The organism is Ignavibacteriota bacterium (genome assembly GCA_016212665.1).
Taxonomy (GTDB): domain Bacteria; phylum Bacteroidota; class Ignavibacteria; order UBA10030; family SZUA-254; genus FW602-bin19.
The window spans coordinates 90,993-111,699 of sequence record JACREZ010000016.1 but is presented as its reverse complement, the minus strand read 5'-3'; the positions used below and the strand labels follow the sequence as shown (position 1 = coordinate 111,699).

Here is a 20,707-nt window from a genome sequence, read left to right as displayed (position 1 = left end):
AGAATAATTGAGACAACAACTGTCACAATTAATTCCATTTCTTTTTTGTAGATTAGCACTATCTCATTGTCAATTATTATAGTACTTCATGCAGCGTAAAATATTATTCAACCTTATAGCCACCCTTTTTCTCGTTTTCACATTTGTCCATGCACAGGCATGGAAAGAAAAACCGGGAACGAACGAACGGAATCTTTATTCACTTCAACAAGCATTCAATCAATACTGGGAAGGAAAAGATACCAAAGCAAAAGGAAAAGGCTGGAAACAGTTCAAACGGTGGGAGTGGTTCTGGCAACAACGTGTTGACGAAAACGGTGATTTACCCGCCTCCGATATTCTTTATCAAAGAATGAAGGAGTATAGTGCTCAATATTCATCACAAGATGTGAACGCGGCTGGATGGACACTTATCGGTCCATCGGTAGTTCCATCGAGCGGCGGTGGCGCGGGACGCGTGAATTGCGTCGCCGTAAATCCGTCAAACACGAATATGATATTTGCCGGTTCTGCCTCCGGTGGATTGTGGAAATCAACAAACGGCGGCACAACGTGGACATCAAACACTGATGCACTCGCTTCGCTTGGCGTCACGGCTATCGTGTTCGACCCGAACGATTCGAACATTATGTATATGGCAACCGGCGATGCGGATGCGGGTGATACGTACAGCATCGGTGTGTTGAAATCGGTTGATGGTGGAACTACATGGTCAACGACAGGATTGAATTACTCGACATCATCAACAGCAACAATTCGGGCTCTCGTTGCTCATCCAACCAATTCAAACATTTTACTTGCAACAACGAACAGTGGAATCTACAGGACAACGAATGCTGGTACGAACTGGTCGTTGGTTTCATCGGGAACCTCTCGTGACCTTGAAGTGAATAAAACTGACCCGACAGTTTGGTATGCAACGAAAAACAATTCCGGTGTTTACAAATCAATAGATGGCGGCGCAACTTTTTCTCTGTTATCCGGCGTCGGGTTGCCTGCAAGTCCTCCCGGAAGAATCGGGATTGCCGTTGCGGCTTCTTCTCCTTCAACAGTGTATGCTTTGTATGTGAATGCAACAGATGGATTTTATGGTTTGTATAAGACAACAAACGCGGGTGCAAGTTGGTCGTTACAATCAAACACGCCGAATATCCTTTCGTGGGACGGAACAGGAAGCGACGGACAGGGCTGGTATGATTTAGTGCTTGATGTTGACCCGACAAATGCGGCAGTGGTGTATGTTGGTGGCGTGAACATGTATAAATCAACAACGAGTGGAACTTCGTGGACAAAAATTACACATTGGTATTCCGGCGCAGGGTATCCGTATATACATGCAGACCAACACGGGATGACATTTCACCCGACCAACAATGCAACATTGTTTGTCGGCAACGATGGCGGCGTGTTCAAATCAACGAACAGCGGTTCATCATGGAGCGATATCAGTAGTGGACTTGCCATCACACAATTTTATCGTCTCGGCGTTTCACAAACAAACGTGAACAGAATTTTCGGTGGTACACAAGATAACGGAACAAATCGTGTGCTAAACGGCGCGTGGGAACAAATTCTCGGCGGCGATGGAATGGAATCTCTGATTGATTACTCCGACGAGAATATCGGTTACGCAGAATTGTACTACGGAGATATTTACCGGACGACAAACGGAGGTAATTCCTTTTCATATATTTCAGGCGGGCTTGGAGAAAGCGGTGGTTGGGTTACTCCGTACATTATCAATCCTATCAACCCGAAATCAATTTATGTCGGAACGACGAAAGTATATAAATCAACTAATCGCGGAACCAACTGGGCCGCTATCAGCGGAGCATTAAGCGGAGGAACACTTGCCTCAATAGCTATTGCAAAGTCCGATACGAACACCATCTACGCCGGAGATTATTCATGGATTTACCGAACAACGAACGGTGGAAGTTCGTGGACAAATATTACGAGTGGACTCCCATCCGCATCAAAAACATATATCGCTGTTCACCCCAATAATAAAGATATTGCGTTTGTTACAATCTCCGGTTATGGAAGTTCGAAAGTCTATAAAACAACCAACGGAGGAAGTTCATGGACAAGTATCTCTTCCGGATTGCCGAGCATTCCTACAAATTGCATCGTGATTCATCCGACATCTACTGATAATATGTTTGTCGGAACAGATGTGGGCGTCTATAGCACAACGAACGGCGGGACTTCATGGTCACCCTTCTCACTCGGTTTGCCGAATGTTGTAGTGAACGAATTGGAATTCCATACTGCTTCGAACAAACTCCGTGCAGCAACATACGGAAGAGGTTTTTGGGAAACCTCGATGGGTTCGGGAACGGGTAGCATTTACGGCACTGCCTTCTTCGATGCAAACAATAACGGAACAAATGACGCGGGCGATGTTGCACTGAGCAATTGGACAATCAATCTCACCGGCGACAGTACAGCAACTGCAACAACCGATGCCAGCGGGAACTATGTTTTCGCAAACATCAAAGACGGGCAATTCACTGTTACAGTCGAACAACAGCCGGGATGGACATTAAAGACTCCGGTAAGCGGAAATTATCAGTTAACCATCACGGACGGAACAACGCACGGCGGGAAAAATTTCGTGAATTACATTCCGGGAATTTATGAAAACTTCGACGGCGCATTATTTCCACCATCAGGTTGGACAGCGCGAACCGTTCTCGGCGATTCGGGATGGAGAAAAACATCGGTAACTCCGAGAAGCGGAAGCGTTGCTGCGTTCAACCGGTATCAAACCGCCGGATTAACCGGAAGAAAAATGCTCATCTCGAAAAAGTTTTCGCTCGGTTATGTCGGGACGAAAGAAGTGCGTTTTTATGTACGACGCGAATTTATACAGGATAGACAACCCGACACACTCTATATCAAACTTTCTCAGACCGACAGTATCTCTACAAGTTTTACTAATACATTGTACGCATGTTACTCCGGCGATACAACACTCGGCGACCCGAATGTTTATTCGACAACCTACAAGCAGTTTGTTGTTTCGTTGAATGATTACACCGGTCCCTCCTTCCTCGCGTTTGAGCATCAGGATAACAATGGACAATCACTTTATCTTGACGATATAATGATTAATGTCGGCTCGGTTGACCCTGTCTTCTCCGCCACCCCCGATTCGCTGGCGTTTGGATTGGTGAATGTCAACACAACAAAACGGGACAGTATTACTGTAACCAATCTCGGCTCATCAACGATGTCTATTACGTCTGTAAGTTCGAGTAACAATCAATTCCTCGTAACTCCGCTCAATGGTTCTATCGCTTCGTTATCATCGAAGAAATTTTACATCACGTTTTATCCGACCACAGGCGGAGCGAAAACCGGGAATATTATTTTTACCAGTAATTCGATATCGGTCAAAGATACGATTCGCGTTGATGGGACCGGAGCGTTGCCGCAATTCTCAATTGATTCCTCTACGAGTTCGTTCGGCAACGTAACTGTCGGGCATACAGCGTACGATACATTGACGGTGACAAATACCGGGACTGCAACTTTGAACATTACTAATGTTTCAACAAGCAATGTGAGGTTCCTGATTTCACCAACGACTGCGACACTCGCGCCTTCCGCTTCACAACTGTTTATTGTTGCATTCACGCCGACTTCAACCGGCGCTCAGAGTTCAAGCATATACTTCGCTTCCAATTCGCCCGGCTCTCAGCATTTAGTAACAGCAAGCGGGACAGGCGTTTCTCCCGGATTCAATGCCTCTCCCTCAAGTCTCTCATTCAGTAAATTATTAGTGAGTGAATCAGCAATCGACAGTGTCACCGTATCAAATTTCGGTGATGCGGAGTTGAGTATTTCGTCTGTTATTTCGAACGATGGACAATTTACTGTAGAACCGGCAAGCGGTGTCATTGCTTCATCGGGAAGTCTGGTATTCACGATTACGTTTACTCCAACATCCATCGGATTGACCAATACGGCGCTCATCTTCACACACGATGCAATAACTTCTCCCGATACAGTTTTCCTGAGCGGGCGCGGCGCTGACACCGTAAAGTTCCGCACGTTCAGCGTCGATACAGCGCTCGCGGCAAAGGCGAACAAAATAAAAGTGTTGGCAGGCAAACCTGCTGTTCTTCCCAATGTTGCTAATTGGCGCGATTCAGTTGTCTACCGGTACGATAAAAGAAAAGGAGTCTATCTCGGATTACCGCAAACCGGTAGCGCGGCGATGCGGTACGGCTGGATGCGCTTCGGGCGCGGTACGGATGTAGGAAAGTTTTACAAAACGATACACACAAACATCGCGTACAACGCACCGTTCGACACGGTTCGAAAAGAAGGTTCAAGCAAAAAGAAACGGTTTATCCGAGAACTGCGGCCAACATCGGAAGCATACACGAATCCGCTTGCACAGGCATTTGCAGTCTTTAAACTGAATTTGTATTCGAGCAAGTTAGGCATTACCCCGAAAGGATTGGATTCGCTCGTCTATGTTTCAGAAGGAAGTGAATGGGATGGAATGACATTGACACAAATCGCGAATCGTGTTGATTCTGTGTTGACGAAATATCTTGAGGTACCTTTACCCGGCGGAACGTACGCGACAGCAGGAATCGCTGAACTGGAAGAGTTACGTTCACTGCTTAACGAAGTGAACGATGCGTTCTACTCCCCGATTGCTTTCATAAACGGCGACTCGGTCGTAACGGGACAGGGATTACGTTTTGCCGGCATGATCGGTTTGGAGACAATTCCCTTCCTTGATAAATCATACGCCGCTTCGATGGAGGCATTGAATTCATTTACCGAAATGTCGTTCGAGCCAACCTCGTTTGAATTGTACCAGAACTACCCGAATCCGTTCAACCCGACGACGAATTTCGGATTCCGAATTTCGGATTTCGGATTGGTTACATTGAAAGTGTTTAATCTTCTCGGACAAGAAGTCGCTACGCTATTGAGCCAAGCCGCGATGGATGCAGGCGAGTATGAAATTGAGTTCGATGCATCATCGCTTTCGAGCGGAGTGTATTTCTATCAACTGCGTGCAGAAAGCATGGAAAGAACGGAGACGTTCTTTGAAACAAAGAAACTTCTTCTGCTTCGGTAAATCGTTCATTGGTTAACGAGTGATTGGTGAGTTGTGGAGTGATGGAGTAGAATATCAGCACTTTTACCATCAGTTGAACCTTACGACAATGGATTTGAGAAAGCCGATACTTAAAAAAGTGTCGGCTTCTTTTTTCTTCTCAAATCCACATCACATATCTCAAAACGCACATCGGGAAATAATTCCCCTTTGCTTTTGTAGGCTTTTCTTCCTATCTTTTCCCGCTTTAATTACATTATTTCTGCAACATTGTTCTATTCTAAGGAGTTTTAATGGCTTCAACATCAGATTTTTTCCCGGGTATGTGTATTAAAATGGATGGCAACATCTGGACGATAGTAGAGTTCCAGCATGTCAATCCGGGAAACTGGCGGGCGTTTGTCCGCGCTAAAATGAAAAATATCAAATCAGGAAAAGTGGTCGAAATCCGTTTCCGCGCCGGCGAAGCGGTGGAACAGATTCGCGTCGAAAACCGGGAATTTCAATTTCTCTATGCCGATGGTTCGGGATTTAATTTTATGGACCAGGAAACATATGACCAGATGTCGGTTGACAAAGAGTTGGTCGGCGATGGGGCACAATTTCTGAAAGAGGGAGCGATGGTAAAAATGTTGATGGACGGAATGAATGTTCTCTCCGTGGATATTCCTTTATCGGTAGTGTTGAAGGTTGTGGAAACAGAACCGGGAGTGAAAGGCGATACGGCGACCGGAGCGCAAAAGCGCGCAAAGGTAGAAACCGGAGCGATGGTCAATGTGCCGCTCTTTATCAACGAGGGTGATTTATTAAAAATAGATACACGCACGGGGGATTATCTCGAACGAGTAAAAAATTAACCAACCAACTACAGGTGAGAACATGGATATCAATTATGTGAAGAAATTAGTCCGTTTGCTCGAACAAAGCACAGTGGACGAACTGCTCATAGAAGAAGAGGGGACGAAAATCAGGATAGCGAAGAACGCGCCGCAGATAGTTCAGACCTCACCTGCTTCCGTTCCGATGCCGGTACCACAGCCGCCGGTTGTTGCAAGCGTTGAAATGCCGAAAGCCGAAGCAACGCCTCAAGCAAAACCTGGGGCGACGTATCACGAAGTCAAATCTCCTATGGTCGGTACATTCTATCGTTCACCTGCACCGGATGCCGACCCGTATGTTGAAGTCGGAACAATGGTACAAAAAGGAAGCGTTCTTTGTATCATCGAAGCAATGAAACTCATGAACGAGATCGAGTCGGATGTTTCTGGCCGTATTGTCAAAATTATTGTTGATAATGCACAACCGGTTGAATTTAATCAGCCATTGTTCCTTATCGAACCCGCGTGATGGTGATTAGTGATTAGTGATTGGTGATTAGTGATTGTTGACTGTGAATTCACAAATGACTAATGACTAATGACTAATGACCATTGACAATACTATTCCGACCTATTAAAAAATACAGTAAGTGATGTTTAAAAAAATCCTGATTGCGAACCGAGGAGAAATTGCTCTCCGTGTCATTCGTGTGTGCCGAGAACTTGGAATTAAGACGGTTGCCGTGTATTCCGAAGCAGACCGCGATTCGCTTCACGTCAAGTTTGCCGATGAAGCAATTTGCATCGGACCGCCGCAAAGTAAGGAGAGTTATCTTAATATGGCACGAATAATTTCTGCCGCTGAGATTACGAACGCTGAAGCAATTCATCCCGGCTACGGATTCCTTGCTGAGAATTCCCAGTTTGCGGAGATTTGTCAGGCACAAGGATTAAAATTTATCGGACCATCACCCGAAGCAATTATCGCAATGGGAGATAAATCATCGGCGAAAGAGACCATGCGGAAAGCCGGTGTGCCGGTCGTTCCGGGAAGTGATGGAATTATCCGCGACATCAACGAAGCGAAAGAAATTGCAGACGGAATCGGTTACCCGGTGATGATTAAGGCAACTGCGGGCGGCGGCGGAAAAGGAATGAGAATCGTTCGTGAAGCGAGCGAGTTTGAAAAAGCATTTCAAATGGCAAGCGGCGAAGCGGGTTCGGCATTCGGCAATGCTGACGTGTATATAGAAAAGTTTGTCGAGCAACCGCGCCACATTGAGATACAAGTGTTCGGCGACCAATATGGAAATGCAATTCACCTGAATGAACGCGATTGTTCCGTTCAGCGACGTCATCAAAAACTGATTGAAGAAAGTCCCTCACCGATTGTTACTCCGGAATTACGCGAGAAAATGGGCGTAGCGGCAGTGAAAGGCGCGAAGAGTGTAAATTACGAAGGCGCGGGCACCGTCGAATTTTTAGTTGATAAGAACCGGAATTTCTACTTTATGGAGATGAACACACGAATTCAGGTTGAGCATCCGGTGACGGAAATGGTGACAGGGATGGATTTAATCAAGATGCAGATTGAGATTGCGGCAGGCGCGCGCTTACGGAAAAAAGCATATAAACCTCTGGGACATGCCATTGAGTGTCGCATCAATGCGGAAGATTCTGAAAACGATTTTCGTCCGTCTCCCGGTGAGATTAAAAGTTTTCATCTTCCCGGCGGCTATGGCGTTCGCGTTGATACACATTGCTACACGGGTTACCGGATTCCTCCGTACTACGATTCATTACTCGCCAAATTGATTGTGTACGCGCCAACCCGTGAAGAGGCAATCCAAAAAGCATCGAGCGCACTGGAAGAATTTACCGTCGAGGGAATTCACACCACAGTTCCATTTCACCGGAAGGTAATGAATGATGACGTGTTCAAAAAGTCGGATTACGACACGAGTTATATTGAAAAGAGTGATAAATTTAAAAAGTAACAATAACCATTGGTGATGAAATGAATTTTCCTGAACAACTGAAATACACGAGTGAACATGAATGGATTCGCATCGAAGGAAATATCGGTGTTGTCGGAATAACGGAATATGCGCAGGGTGAACTTGGCGACGTGGTGTTTGTCGAACTGCCTGCAGTTGGAAAACAGTTCAAACGCGGTGATGCGTTTGGGACAGTCGAAGCGGTAAAAGCAGTCTCCGATTTGTTCGCTCCAATTTCCGGCGAAGTGGTCGAGGTGAATCCTCAACTTGAAAAGACTCCCGAACTTGTCAACAAAGAACCATACGAAGGAGGATGGATGCTCAAACTGAGCATTGCCGACTCCGGCGAACTCGGCTCACTGTTGACTGCTCAACAATATCGAGAGCAGATAGGTAAATAGTTTTTGGAAGAAATTCCGTTTCACGTGTGAGACGGAATTTTTTTTGACCTGATTTTTTGAAATCCCTGAAGAGTATATGTCCATACAATTATCCCCGAACGAACAATTTTCCCAACGACACATCGGACCCGATGAAGAAGAAATCAAACAGATGCTTGAAACAGTCGGCGCATCGTCGCTCGATGAGTTTGTTCAGAGCGTCATTCCTCAGAACTTAAGAACGAACTCTCCACTCAATTTCCCATCGGCAAGCGAATCAGTAACGCTTGCAGAACTGCGGACAATCGCTTCGAAGAACAACGTGTATCGTTCGTTGCTCGGCATGGGATACAATGACACAATTACGCCCGCGGTCATTCAGCGAAACATTCTTGAGAATCCCGGATGGTACACTGCATACACACCCTATCAGGCAGAAATCGCGCAGGGACGGATGGAAGCGTTGCTCAATTTCCAGACGATGCTCATTGATTTAACCGGGCTTCCTGTTGCCAATGCATCATTGCTTGATGAAGCAACTTCCGCCGCAGAAGCGATGCTGATGATGTTCAACATCAAGGGGAAAGCGGGAAAGAATACGTTCTTTGTTTCAGATGATTGCCATCCTCAAACAATCGCCGTCGTACTCACACGTGCGAAGCCGTTGAATATTCATGTCGTTGTCGGAACATGGCAAAAAATGATGTTTACCGAAGAGATGTTCGGAGCGTTGTTACAATATCCGGCAAGCGATGGCGCTGTGTATGACTATCGTTCGTTCATCGAGAAGGCACACACCGTTGGCGCGATGGTTGCAGTTGCGGCAGATTTGTTAGGGCTTGCTTTGCTCACTCCGCCCGGAGAATTTGGCGCGGACATTGCGCTCGGCAACACTCAACGATTCGGCGTTCCCCTTGGCTACGGCGGACCACATGCCGCATTCTTTGCAACAAAAGATGAATTCAAACGAAATGTTCCGGGAAGAATTATCGGCGTCTCGATTGATTCACAGGGAAATCCGGCGTTGCGCATGGCGCTGCAAACACGCGAGCAACACATTCGCCGCGAGAAAGCGACATCGAACATTTGCACGTCGCAGGTATTGCTTGCAATTATGGCAAGCATGTACGCCGTCTATCATGGACCGGATGGAATCAAGGCAATTGCCGAGCAGGTTCACAATCTGACAAAAATTCTTGCTCGTGGGTTGAAGAAATTAGGATACACGATTGTTCATGATGATTACTTCGACACAATCAGAATTCAATCAAGCAAAGAAACGCAACAACGATTGAAGCACGCGGCCGAATCGAAGCGCATCAACCTGAGATATTTTGAAGATGGTTCACTCAGTGTTTCGTTCGATGAAGTGACTACGACGGAAGAAGTGGAAACGCTTTGGAGTATTTTTGCTGAAGGAAGTCACCAGCCGTTCGCGTTGAATGAAATTGCAAAATCAGAAAAACACGGTTACGTTGGGTTGATGAAGCGAACATCAAACTACCTGCAACATCCTGTCTTCAACTCGCATCATTCGGAAACGGAAATGTTGCGCTATATCCGTTCACTTGAAGCAAAAGATTTGTCACTCACAACGAGTATGATTCCGCTCGGCTCCTGCACGATGAAATTGAACGCGACGACAGAACTGATGCCGATTACGTGGAAAGAGTTTGGCGGTCTGCATCCGTTCGTTCCTCTTGAACAAGCGCAGGGCTATCAGGAATTATTCAGGCAACTTGAAGGAATGTTGAAGAAGATTACCGGCTTTGCTGCTGTTTCGCTTCAACCAAACTCCGGTGCGCAGGGAGAATACACGGGATTGTTAGTCATCAAAGCATTTCATGAATCGCGCGGAGAAGGACACAGGAATATTTGTTTGATTCCGACATCGGCACACGGAACAAATCCCGCAAGCGCGGTGATGGCGGGAATGAATATCGTTCTCGTTCGATGTGAGGAGAATGGGAATGTTGACATCAACGATTTGGAAGCGAAAGCAAAACAACATTCCGCCAATCTTGCCGCGTTCATGATAACATATCCTTCAACACATGGAGTGTTTGAAGAAGGCATCAAGGAAATGTGTGCAATCATTCATCGCAATGGGGGACAAGTCTATATGGATGGCGCGAACCTGAACGCGCAGGTTGGATTTTGCAAACCACAGGAACTTGGCGCGGATGTTTGTCATATCAACCTCCATAAAACATTTTCTATTCCGCACGGCGGCGGCGGACCCGGAATGGGACCGATTGCCGTAGCGCAACATCTTGCAGAATTTCTTCCTTCGCATCCTGTTATTCCTTGCGGCGGTACAAAAACGCTCGGCACTGTTTCTGCAGCGCCGTGGGGAAGTCCGAGTATTCTCCCGATTTCGTGGGCGTACATCCGCATGATGGACTCTGAAGGATTGAAGAAAGCGACACAGGTTGCAATGCTGAATGCAAACTACATGGCAAAGAAATTGGAATCTTCATTCCCGATTTTATATACAGGCATAAACGGGCGTGTTGCGCACGAATTTATTCTCGACACGAGAGTCATCAAAGAACAAAGCGGAGTCGAAGCGGAAGACATTTCAAAGCGGTTGATGGATTATGGCTTCCACGCGCCGACAGTTTCGTTCCCCGTTCCCGGCACATTAATGATTGAACCGACGGAAAGCGAATCGAAGGAGGAACTTGACCGTTACTGTGACGCGCTGATTTCCATCCGGAAAGAAATTGAAGAAATCATTCAAGGCAAGTACGATAAAACAAACAACGTGTTAAAGAATGCACCGCACACCGCAGCAATGGTTGTGAGTGATGAATGGAAGTTTCCGTACTCTCGCGAGAAAGCCGTCTTTCCATCAACTCACACAAAAAGAAATAAATTCTGGATTGCGGTTGGGAGAATTAACAACGCGTATGGAGATAGAAATCTTGTCTGCTCGTGCCCGCCGATTGAATCATATTCAAGTCAATAATTGAATTGTAGGGAGGCAATTTGGACTGTTGACAATCAGGATTGGATTCGGTAAATTGGTTCCCATCATGGTCGCTCCTATTCTCATTGATATTCAGAACAAAGGTAGAATTGTTGCCCACGTTCTTTTTCTTTGCCTGTTTTGTTCCTGGCAAACCTTTGCACAAAGCAACTCTCCCACTCTCACACTTCTCTCCCTCTCCGCTCACCCCGATGATGAAGACGGTGCAACCCTCGCGTATTATTCAAAAATAAAAGGTGTGAAAACATACAGCATCTTTTTCACACGCGGTGAGGGAGGACAAAATGAAATCGGCTCGGAGTTGGGAGAAGAGTTAGGAGTGTTACGAACGAAAGAAACGCTTGAGGCTGTAAAAATTATCGAAAGCGATGTTTTCTTTCTTGGTTTCCCAGATTTCGGATTTTCCAAAACTGCTAAAGAAACTTTTTCGATGTGGAGAAGCAAAGATAGCGTACTGGCACGACTTGTCTATCTTATTCGAGCATTGAAACCTGATGTTATCATAACGAACCATGATACGATTACAACCAAGCCGAACCGTCAACATGGCAATCACCAGGTGGTTGGAATCTCCGCGTATGAAGCATTTGAAAAAGCGGCCGACCCTCTGTTTCATCCGGAGCAGTTGAACGATGATGTCACCCTCTGGCAAGCGAAAAAATTATTTTTCAGATTTCTGAATCGCGGAAATGCCCCAACCGATTCATTGGTAACAATTGATGTCAGTGAACGCAATGCAACCGGAGAAACCATTGAGCAGATTGCGTTGAACTCACTCAACAAGCATCGCTCACAAGGGATGGACAAGATTACACTTGACTCAATGTCACCGTTTTTCCGTCAGCACAAGTATTATCTTGTCCGGGAAGAAGAACGATTTCCTTTTGATTCTTTGGATTTATTTTCAGGGATATCATCAACGAAAAAACAAATTCCTCCACTCACTCAATTTCCGTTTCCTCAGATACAGCTTCCTGAAATCAAACCAAGAACAACAAATGAAGTTACAGCGCAACATGCAGAACATATTGTTGTCGGATTAGTAAAGACGTATGACAATAGTGTAGAGCAAACACTTTCGTTGTTCAACATCAACTACGAGTTGCTTGATTCAAATCATCTTGCCTCTGATGATTTGAGTAAGTACTCTGTTATCCTGCTTGATTTGCGAACATACGAGTACCGTCCGGATGCCGTCGTTTACAACAACCGATTGCTTTCGTACGTCAACGACGGAGGAAATCTGATTTGCTTCTATCATAAACCAAACGATTGGAACGGAAAGAATTTCGCTCCCTATCCGATTACGCTGACAAGTGAACGTGTTACTGAAGAAAATGCTGTTGTCTCCATCCTCAAGCCTGAGCATGAAGTATTCAATTCACCTAATAAGATATCTGAGAGTGATTGTAGCGGATGGACTCAGGAGCGAAACATTTATCTCCCGAGCGATGACACAACAAAAACATCTTCACGCTACGAACGTTTACTTTCAATGAGCGATACAGAGGAACAACAACCTTCAACATCTCTCCTGTTTGCCCGATATGGAAAAGGAACGTACACGTATTGCTCGCTTGCGTTGTACCGTCAGTTACGAAACATGAATGAAGGCGCCATGAAATTGTTCTTCAACCTTCTTTCACTTCAAAAAGGAAAGTAAATACTTCGCGACCTTAGCGTCTCCTTCGTGTACTTTGTCTACGACCCGTTGGGCGGTTAAAAAATCCTTACCGCTAAGTACGCGAAAGAAGACGCGAAGCACACAAAGAAAATCATGACTCAACAACAGGAAACAGAAAAACATCAACTCATCCGCGGTGTAACGCTTCCAAGCGCAACCGCGCTGAACATGATTGACATGATTGGCGTCGGACCGTTCATTACCATTCCGCTTATCATCGCGGCGATGGGCGGACCGCAAGCGATGCTCGGCTGGATTGTCGGCGCGTTGCTTGTTATTTGCGACGGACTTGTCTGGGCGGAACTTGGCGCGGCAATGCCGAATTCCGGCGGCTCGTACCGCTACCTGAAAGAAATCTACAATCCCGACAAAGGGGGCAAACTAATGTCGTTCCTGTTTATCTGGCAACTAACATTCAGTGCGCCGCTTTCGATTGCATCCGGTTGCATCGGACTTTCGCTGTACGCAAGTTATCTCTTTCCATCGCTCGGCACAACGCTCTTTCAGCACGATATTGAACTTGCTCTTCCGCTTCTGAGTTTGTTCAAATTCAGCATCGTTCTTTCTCCCGGAACGTTCGTTGCAATGGGAACGTGCCTGCTCGCCGTCATTCTTCTCTATAGAAAAATCAACATCATCGGAAAAATCTCCGAGTATCTTTGGGTGGCAGTCATGCTCACCATCGCATGGATTATTTTCGCGGGCGTCACGCATTTCAACAGCGCACGTGCGTTTGATTTTCCTCCGAACGCATTTACACTTGACTCCGCGTTCTTCAATGGACTCGGCGCCGCGATGCTCATTGCGATTTATGATTATTGGGGATACTACAACGTTTGCTTTTTCGCCGGCGAAGTGAAAGAACCGGGAAGAGTTATTCCCCGCGCAATTTTGTATTCGATTCTTGCCGTTGCGGCAATTTATATTGTCATGAACATCAGCATTCTCGGCGTCATTCCGTGGCAGGAACTGAGTGAAACGGCAAATTCGGATGCACGTCGGTTCATCATTTCCGTCTTCATGGAGCGGCTCTACGGTGATTGGGCTGGCTCGCTTGCAACTGTTCTCATCATGCTGACGGCGTTCGCTTCTGTCTTTTCGTTGTTGCTCGGTTACTCACGCGTTCCCTACGCCGCCGCGCTCGAAGGAGATTACTTCAAGCCGTTCACACGCGTTCATCCTGAGCACCGCTTCCCGAATGTTTCCCTGCTTGTGCTGGGATTTGTCGCACTCTTTTTCTGCCTCTTCCGTCTGGCAGATGTGATTGCTGCGTTAGTTGTCATCCGCATCATCATTCAGTTTCTTGCACAGATTGCCGGTGTGATTGTTCTCCGCTCACGCAAGCCCGATATGCCCCGCCCGTTCCGAATGTGGCTCTATCCCCTCCCCGCAGTGATTGCTTTTGCAGGATTTGTTTATGTTCTGGTGATGAGAAATAATTTTGAAAAAGAAATCAAATATGCATTTGTACTGCTTGTTCTGGGAGTGGTTTTGTATTTGATTCGATTGTGGAGAAAAAAGGGACAGAAATTAACACAAGTTTGATTTCCGTTGGATGGTTTTGTATTTTTGAGCGAAAAAGTTAGAGCGATGAAATCAATTACTACAAACGGTACTCTTCTATACGATGCCTCCTGCGGTGTATGCAGTCGCGGTGTACTTGGTTTGAAAAAGTTGCTGATAAAAAAGGGAATTGAGATTGCACCGTTACAAGAACAATGGGTGAAAGAAAAACTAAACCTCACCGAAACTGAACTACTGCAAGACGTCCGCTTACTATTGAACGACGGAACTCTCATTGAAGGAGCAAACGTGTACCGTTATACACTGAGGAAAACTTGGTGGACATTTCCGGTGTATCTTCTTTCTGTATTGCCGTTGTTTCGTTCTTTGTTTGATTGGGGTTATAGGGTGGTTGCAAGGAACCGATTTAAACTCTCTCGAAAGTGCTCAGTATTGTCTATAGCAAATGATATTTGATTTTCAGCCCCAAGATTTGTAACATTAGCAAAACAATAATCGAAATTTATCCATGTCAGCAAATGTAACAGAAGAAATAAAGAAACTCAGCATTCCGGAGCGGTTACTCATCGTTGAAGAAATTTGGGATAGCATCGCTCAGGAGAACCAATCGTTCGAATTGACGCAGGGCCAACATGACGAACTCGACAGAAGAATCGAGTCGTTGAAGGAAAATCCGACTCAAGGACGAACGTGGGAAGAAATCAAGTCGGAGTTTCTCAATAAGAGATAGTCTCAAATGACGCTTCGGTTCCATCCTGATGCTGAAACGGAATTTCAGGAAGCCGCACGATGGTACGGACAACAACGTAATGGTCTCGATACAGAATTCATGCTGTGTATTGACGAGGCGTTACAACGGATTAAACGAGACCCTCATTTATATCCACGGTGTCATCGAGAGGCACGTAAAACAGTTATCAGACGATTCCCGTTCATTATTATTTATCAAATTGAGGCAAGGGAGATTCAAGTACTTGCTATTTTTCATTCGCACAGAAATCCAATGCGATGGAAATCCCGAGTGAAATGATTATCATCCCTTCGTTCTTTCCTTGTTAATTCCTTTTTCTCAACAACTTAAAAAAGTTATATGCTTACTTGTAGTAAATGCGGCAAACAATTTCCATCACGGTATTACCTTAAAACAGAGAATATCTGCTTTGAGTGTTTCAACAAACTTTCCCCCGAAGAACAGCAACGGACGATGAAAGAATCGCTTATGCGCCACCCGATGACGACAACCACGTTCACGTTCGAAGGGTACCGTATCCTCAAACAACTTGGCGTCGTTCGGGGAATTACCGTTCGTTCCCGTTCCATCTTCGGGACGATCGGCGCGTCGTTTCAAACCCTCGTCGGTGGAAATATTTCTCTCTTCACAGAACTGTGCGAGAAATCCCGCGAAGAAGCATTCGAGATGATGGTGCTTCACGCACAGCAAATCGGTGCAAACGCTCTCATCGGTGTCCGCTACGATACAACAGAAATGATGAGCGGCGTGACGGAAGTTCTGTGTTACGGAACTGCGGTTGTAGTCGAACCTGTATAATATCTTTTGTTAATTATCTTGCAGAAGAATCTTGATTTGATTAGATTCTTACAAACGGCGTATGTATTGAAATGAATCTTCACCTCAATCGAATGGTTGTTTCAAACATACGCGATAGTTTTGCTTTCGTACCATGAATATTCTTCATCGTATCGAAGTATCTTTTTCTAAAACAATATTTATTACCATCATCTATAGGAGCAACCATGATGAACAATACGATAGCCGGTAAACAACACACAACACCAATCGAACAAACGGTTTCAACGATGAATACTTCGCTTCATCTGATAATTTTTCTTTCAGCGCTATGCTTTGTATTCTTTTCCTGCGCTTCCGTTAAACCCGTCATTATTGACATCCCGAACGAAGATATAACGACGACAATATTTTACCGTGATGGCGAATCACCCTCGAACGGCGGCAGTTTCCTTTCACGAAAATGTACAGAGCCACTTTCAACTTCACTCTTCACAACACAAAGCAATTTCATCGCACCTCTCTTCGATGAATCAACTGCACTGCAACCATCCCTCAGCGCCGATGGAAGTTTTCTCATCGTTGAAGAACAACATCCGCCGGATGATAGCCCTCTCAGCAGTTCCGAAAAATATTTTTATGTTCTTGATATCAAAACCGGAGAAAAAGTTTTTGAAACAAAAACACAACTCCCGTGCAACGGTCATTCCCGCGTCGCGCCTTCTTTGCAATGGTCAATTTTCGATAATAGTTTTTTTTATTCTTCGTCCGATACAATTTATAAATGCTACACAGACGGTAAGCAAAAACGATTGGGAGTCATCGAAGGTATTAAACGATTTTCCGTTTCACCTTCAGAAGAGTGGCTGTTATTCGTTCAGGAACAAGGAATCGGGTTAATCAACCTGACGACACAGGAAACGTTCGCGCTCCGGGAATTCGAGGAAGTACTTGGTATCAACTTTAATGATTGTGTTGATATTGTCTCTTGGTCACTTGACGAAACATTTGTCTCCTTCTCCGAAGGAAAAAGAATTTTCATTTATACTATTGCAAACGGAAGACGGGCAACGTACAGAAGCGTTGGTACGATTTACGCACTTGAGTGGCTTCCGAACAACGAACTGGTGTTTGTTGAAGGAAACAACCCTGCAAAGCACGCCATCTTGCATGAAGATATTTACTACAAAATGTTTTCGCTCAACCCGCTAACAATGGATGAGACATTACTTCATGAACAGCGGAATCAATCTCCTGAATATGTCAAGCCAAAACTTTCGCCATCGCAAACACTGCTCTTGTTTTCGGAGCGTGATATTCAAGGAACATCCCTGATACAACTGATGACGCTTGACGGAACATCAATCACAACCGTTTGTAACGGTCATAGTCCTATGTGGGGAAAATAAGTTTCTTATAACTTGACAGTTTCCCATGAACTATTACAACATCGCGATTCTTATCATCCTTGTTACCCCCTGCTCTTTTTCCCAAACATTTCAGGATTTCATCAACCGTGTGAATGCCGCGCAATACAACGAACGCACTGCGATCGTTGATAGTTTCATGACGGCACATCCGCAACTTCCCTTTTATGAAAATGATACGACGGTGCATTTTATTTATCGGGGAAGCGTTAACAGAATAAAAATCCCTGGTGATATGAACGGCTGGGACACAAGTTCATATTCTATGCTGAAACTTTCTACAACTGATTTGTGGTACCTTACAAAGAAGTTTGAATCCGATGCACGTTTAGATTACAAGTTCTTTGCGAACGGAAGTACTTGGTTAGCCGACTCGCGAAATCCCAACCGAGCGCCGGGAGGATATGGAAATTCTGAACTGCGTATGCCACAGTATGTTTCACCACCGGAAATTCAATATTATTCTGACATAGCGCATGGGACTCTCCGAGACACAACATTTCACAGTACAATTCTTAATAATTCCAGAACTGTCAGAGTCTATCTACCACCAAATTACGAATCTTCAAGCGATAGTTTCCCTATAATTCTTTTTCACGACGGGCTTGAATATGTTTCGTTCGCGTACGCGAACAGAGTGATTGATTATCTGCTCGCACAAAACCGTATCCAACCAATCATTGCGGTCTTCGTTCCTCCGGTAAACAGAACACCGGAATATGCCGGCAACCAGACAACACAATTCTCATCGTTCATCATCAATGAATTAATGCCGTACATTGATTCCCGGTACCGAACAAGAAAATCTCCGGCAAGTCGCGCCGTGATGGGGGCATCGTACGGTGGAAATATCTCGCTGTATCTCGCGTTCAATTATCCGAATGTTTTCGGAAATACCGCACCGCAATCAAGTTACATCGGCAGTTCGTTATCTTCCGGATTTCAGAATAGCGCAACATTAGATTTGAAACTCTATCTCGACATTGGAACGTACGATATTGATATTCTCGTTCCGATGGTACGAAACTTCATCCCGATTTTGCAATCAAAAGGATATGAATATCAGTACAATGAATATCACGAAGGGCACAGTTGGGGGAATTGGCGCGCGCATATTGATGATGCTCTGGAATTTTTCTTTCCCGGCTCTGCGCTTGGAATCTCCGAAACTCCAGCCATCCCGATGCAAACGACACTGTTACAAAATTATCCCAATCCGTTTAACCCGTCAACGAATTTCGGATTTCGAATCGCCAATTTCGAATTTGTTATACTCAGCGTATTCGATCTCTTGGGAAGGAAGATTGATGTGTTACTCAACGAACAAAAACCGGCGGGAGAATATTCGGTGAGGTGGGATGCGGACAAGTTTCCTGCGGGCGTGTATTTCTATCAACTTCAAACAGAATCATCCGTTCAAACGAAACGGATGATACTTCTTAAATAATTTCAGATACACGATTTGAGAACGGGAGATTTACTTCATCCGTATCCACCGATACAATTCCAAATCAATCTTTTCTTTTATAATAAGAATCCCTTCTTTCTTCAATAGTTCTTTTTGGCGTTTGTAACTGACGGACTCTTTCGGGAACGAAATTCTTCCTTGTGCATTGACAACACGATGCCATGGAATCTCTACACCGAAAGGAGTATTATGAAGTGCGTAGCCGACAAATCGTGCCTGTCCCGGCAATCCGCAGAACGATGCAATCTGCCCATAGGTTGCCACTTTTCCTTTTGGAATTTTTTCCACCATCTTCCAAACTATACTGTACGACGTTGATATTTTTCTACTTTTCAATTTCTATAATCTCAATTCACGAATGAAGATTCGGCGCTTAAAAGATTAGTATCGGTTACTCTTCCCCAAGATATGCTTTCAAAATTTCAGTCGCTTTTTCTGCCGACTCTTCATCAACAAATACTTCATAAACGGCGTGCATTGGCGGATACCCTTCTCCCCACGCAGTTCCCCTTCCATCAGTTTTCAACAAAACAGGAATTGTTTCAGACTCAAGTATTTCTTTCGCGAACCCTGCAACAAACGCATCGGAGAAATTTCGAATCTTTACCATATTCTAATCATCTGGGCAAGTGCAATAATAATAATAATTCCAAGTGAATGATTATCTGCCGAACATGAACATTAACGGCCGCCACAACCGCGCTGCCCACGCACGCTCGTTGTGTTCCGCCTTTTCATCAAGAAACCATTCAAGATTTTTTCCGTCCTTGAATCCTTTTTTTCGCAGAACAGGAAGCATCAAGTCGCATCCGATTTGAAGTTCTTTTTCCAAGCCGACTCCCCCGTTATCAATGTACAGCCGGATATTTTTCTCGTTTCCATTGTATTGCTCTACTCCACTAATAGATTCTTCAGGAAATGCCGGTGAAAGACATCCCGCCATCGAAAATACTTCAGGATAATTCCACACGAGAAGGAACGAAGCCAGTCCGCCCATCGAAGAACCCATCACTCCGGTGTTTTCTCTGTCCGATAATGTCCGGTATTCCGCATCAATCATCGGCTTGAGTTTCGTGACAATAAATTTTTGATATGCTTCACCCAATTCCGTTTGAGCGTATTCTTCACGACGGTCGGGCGAGTTGTAAATTCCAACGACAATAATTTCTTTCATCTTGTTGAATTTGATTAAACTCTCAGCAACTTCATCCACATGCCAGTCGTAGCCAATGAACGATGTGTTCGGGTCAACAATATTTTGACCGTCGTGCATGTACAAGACCGGATAACGTTTTGACGTATCAGATTCATACGACGGGGGAAGCCAAACAATCACATCACGTTCGTATTTCAATCCATCGCCTTGTAATTTTTTATGATATGTTACGGTTCCGAGAACTCCGCCTCCGGTTTTCTCCCCCTCATCGCTCCACATCGTTGGATGAAGCGTAATCGTCGTGTCGTTGTTCAGCGTTGCCTGAGTATTCGGCGGAACTTCTCCTTGCTTATACATTGCCTGGTTGTTCCATGAACCGCGAGTGATTTTGAATTCCAAGAATAATCCTTTCGGAAAAGTTAGTTCTGTTGTCCAGAGTGAATCGTAGAGTTGTTTCATGCTCACTTTACCCGGATCCCAATCGCCGAGTTTTGGTTCGTTCCCTGCAATAAAAATCGTTGCGTCTTTTGGAGTTGAAGACGGTGCTATGACATTGATTGTAATTCTGACGGGCTGCGCCAGACATGATGTGAGTACAAGAACAAAGAGAATGATGAAGCACGTGAATTTCGTTTTCATACAGTTCC

17 protein-coding genes are annotated in these 20,707 nt (G+C 45.1%); 14 read left to right on the top strand and 3 right to left on the bottom strand.

What is annotated here, in order from left to right; translation table 11 throughout:
• Positions 1–88 precede the first annotated feature (88 nt).
• The 14 genes from HY960_05305 to HY960_05240 all read left to right on the top strand — a co-directional run bounded on the left by HY960_05305 (position 89) and on the right by HY960_05240 (position 18,883).
• On the top strand, positions 89–5,107 hold the full coding sequence (locus tag HY960_05305; GenBank protein ID MBI5215150.1) for a choice-of-anchor D domain-containing protein: 5,019 nt from the start codon (positions 89–91) through the stop codon (positions 5,105–5,107).
• Positions 5,108–5,379: 272 nt separating this feature from the next.
• Positions 5,380–5,943: an elongation factor P gene (efp, locus tag HY960_05300; GenBank protein ID MBI5215149.1), complete on the top strand. Its 564-nt coding sequence runs from the start codon at positions 5,380–5,382 to the stop codon at positions 5,941–5,943.
• Between the two features lie 22 nt (positions 5,944–5,965).
• The gene (locus HY960_05295; GenBank protein ID MBI5215148.1) at positions 5,966–6,433 is read left to right on the top strand and encodes an acetyl-CoA carboxylase biotin carboxyl carrier protein; all 468 of its coding nucleotides are present in this window, start codon (positions 5,966–5,968) and stop codon (positions 6,431–6,433) included.
• Positions 6,434–6,557: 124 nt separating this feature from the next.
• A complete protein-coding gene (gene accC, locus HY960_05290; GenBank protein ID MBI5215147.1) occupies positions 6,558–7,901 on the top strand; it encodes an acetyl-CoA carboxylase biotin carboxylase subunit in 1,344 nt (447 codons plus the stop codon).
• Between the two features lie 20 nt (positions 7,902–7,921).
• Positions 7,922–8,302, top strand: a complete 381-nt coding sequence (gene gcvH, locus HY960_05285; protein ID MBI5215146.1) for a glycine cleavage system protein GcvH — start codon at positions 7,922–7,924, stop codon at positions 8,300–8,302.
• A 76-nt stretch (positions 8,303–8,378) separates the two neighbouring features.
• The gene (gene gcvP / locus HY960_05280) at positions 8,379–11,252 is read left to right on the top strand and encodes an aminomethyl-transferring glycine dehydrogenase (protein MBI5215145.1); all 2,874 of its coding nucleotides are present in this window, start codon (positions 8,379–8,381) and stop codon (positions 11,250–11,252) included.
• Positions 11,253–11,319: 67 nt separating this feature from the next.
• On the top strand, positions 11,320–12,936 hold the full coding sequence (locus tag HY960_05275; protein MBI5215144.1) for a PIG-L family deacetylase: 1,617 nt from the start codon (positions 11,320–11,322) through the stop codon (positions 12,934–12,936).
• A gap of 114 nt (positions 12,937–13,050) precedes the next feature.
• Complete coding sequence (locus HY960_05270; protein MBI5215143.1) at positions 13,051–14,502, top strand: APC family permease; 1,452 nt, start codon at positions 13,051–13,053, stop codon at positions 14,500–14,502.
• Positions 14,503–14,547: 45 nt separating this feature from the next.
• The gene (locus HY960_05265) at positions 14,548–14,937 is read left to right on the top strand and encodes a DUF393 domain-containing protein (protein ID MBI5215142.1); all 390 of its coding nucleotides are present in this window, start codon (positions 14,548–14,550) and stop codon (positions 14,935–14,937) included.
• Positions 14,938–14,989: 52 nt separating this feature from the next.
• The gene (locus tag HY960_05260) at positions 14,990–15,211 is read left to right on the top strand and encodes an addiction module protein (GenBank protein MBI5215141.1); all 222 of its coding nucleotides are present in this window, start codon (positions 14,990–14,992) and stop codon (positions 15,209–15,211) included.
• A gap of 6 nt (positions 15,212–15,217) precedes the next feature.
• The gene (locus HY960_05255; GenBank protein ID MBI5215140.1) at positions 15,218–15,511 is read left to right on the top strand and encodes a type II toxin-antitoxin system RelE/ParE family toxin; all 294 of its coding nucleotides are present in this window, start codon (positions 15,218–15,220) and stop codon (positions 15,509–15,511) included.
• 189 nt (positions 15,512–15,700) lie between these two features.
• Positions 15,701–16,030, top strand: a complete 330-nt coding sequence (locus tag HY960_05250; protein MBI5215139.1) for a YbjQ family protein — start codon at positions 15,701–15,703, stop codon at positions 16,028–16,030.
• Between the two features lie 206 nt (positions 16,031–16,236).
• Positions 16,237–17,418: a hypothetical protein gene (locus tag HY960_05245; GenBank protein MBI5215138.1), complete on the top strand. Its 1,182-nt coding sequence runs from the start codon at positions 16,237–16,239 to the stop codon at positions 17,416–17,418.
• A 25-nt stretch (positions 17,419–17,443) separates the two neighbouring features.
• Positions 17,444–18,883, top strand: a complete 1,440-nt coding sequence (locus HY960_05240; GenBank protein ID MBI5215137.1) for a T9SS type A sorting domain-containing protein — start codon at positions 17,444–17,446, stop codon at positions 18,881–18,883.
• A gap of 30 nt (positions 18,884–18,913) precedes the next feature.
• Here HY960_05240 and HY960_05235 read toward each other — a convergent pair whose 3' ends face one another.
• From HY960_05235 to HY960_05225, 3 genes are all read right to left on the bottom strand, one after another.
• Positions 18,914–19,195 (bottom strand): methylated-DNA--[protein]-cysteine S-methyltransferase, encoded by a 282-nt coding sequence (locus tag HY960_05235; GenBank protein ID MBI5215136.1) that lies wholly within the window; start codon positions 19,193–19,195, stop codon positions 18,914–18,916.
• 100 nt (positions 19,196–19,295) lie between these two features.
• Positions 19,296–19,514 (bottom strand): DUF2007 domain-containing protein, encoded by a 219-nt coding sequence (locus HY960_05230; protein ID MBI5215135.1) that lies wholly within the window; start codon positions 19,512–19,514, stop codon positions 19,296–19,298.
• Positions 19,515–19,565: 51 nt separating this feature from the next.
• Positions 19,566–20,699, bottom strand: a complete 1,134-nt coding sequence (locus tag HY960_05225; protein ID MBI5215134.1) for a histidine kinase — start codon at positions 20,697–20,699, stop codon at positions 19,566–19,568.
• Between the last annotated feature and the right edge of the window lie 8 nt (positions 20,700–20,707).

Coding starts and splice junctions, on each gene's coding strand:
- HY960_05305 (MBI5215150.1), top strand. CDS start 89: ATGCAGCGTAAAATATTATTCAACCTTATAGCCACCCTTTTTCTCGTT.
- efp (MBI5215149.1), top strand. CDS start 5,380: ATGGCTTCAACATCAGATTTTTTCCCGGGTATGTGTATTAAAATGGAT.
- HY960_05295 (MBI5215148.1), top strand. CDS start 5,966: ATGGATATCAATTATGTGAAGAAATTAGTCCGTTTGCTCGAACAAAGC.
- accC (MBI5215147.1), top strand. CDS start 6,558: ATGTTTAAAAAAATCCTGATTGCGAACCGAGGAGAAATTGCTCTCCGT.
- gcvH (MBI5215146.1), top strand. CDS start 7,922: ATGAATTTTCCTGAACAACTGAAATACACGAGTGAACATGAATGGATT.
- gcvP (MBI5215145.1), top strand. CDS start 8,379: ATGTCCATACAATTATCCCCGAACGAACAATTTTCCCAACGACACATC.
- HY960_05275 (MBI5215144.1), top strand. CDS start 11,320: ATGGTCGCTCCTATTCTCATTGATATTCAGAACAAAGGTAGAATTGTT.
- HY960_05270 (MBI5215143.1), top strand. CDS start 13,051: ATGACTCAACAACAGGAAACAGAAAAACATCAACTCATCCGCGGTGTA.
- HY960_05265 (MBI5215142.1), top strand. CDS start 14,548: ATGAAATCAATTACTACAAACGGTACTCTTCTATACGATGCCTCCTGC.
- HY960_05260 (MBI5215141.1), top strand. CDS start 14,990: ATGTCAGCAAATGTAACAGAAGAAATAAAGAAACTCAGCATTCCGGAG.
- HY960_05255 (MBI5215140.1), top strand. CDS start 15,218: ATGACGCTTCGGTTCCATCCTGATGCTGAAACGGAATTTCAGGAAGCC.
- HY960_05250 (MBI5215139.1), top strand. CDS start 15,701: ATGCGCCACCCGATGACGACAACCACGTTCACGTTCGAAGGGTACCGT.
- HY960_05245 (MBI5215138.1), top strand. CDS start 16,237: ATGATGAACAATACGATAGCCGGTAAACAACACACAACACCAATCGAA.
- HY960_05240 (MBI5215137.1), top strand. CDS start 17,444: ATGAACTATTACAACATCGCGATTCTTATCATCCTTGTTACCCCCTGC.
- HY960_05235 (MBI5215136.1), bottom strand. CDS start 19,195: ATGGTGGAAAAAATTCCAAAAGGAAAAGTGGCAACCTATGGGCAGATT.
- HY960_05230 (MBI5215135.1), bottom strand. CDS start 19,514: ATGGTAAAGATTCGAAATTTCTCCGATGCGTTTGTTGCAGGGTTCGCG.
- HY960_05225 (MBI5215134.1), bottom strand. CDS start 20,699: ATGAAAACGAAATTCACGTGCTTCATCATTCTCTTTGTTCTTGTACTC.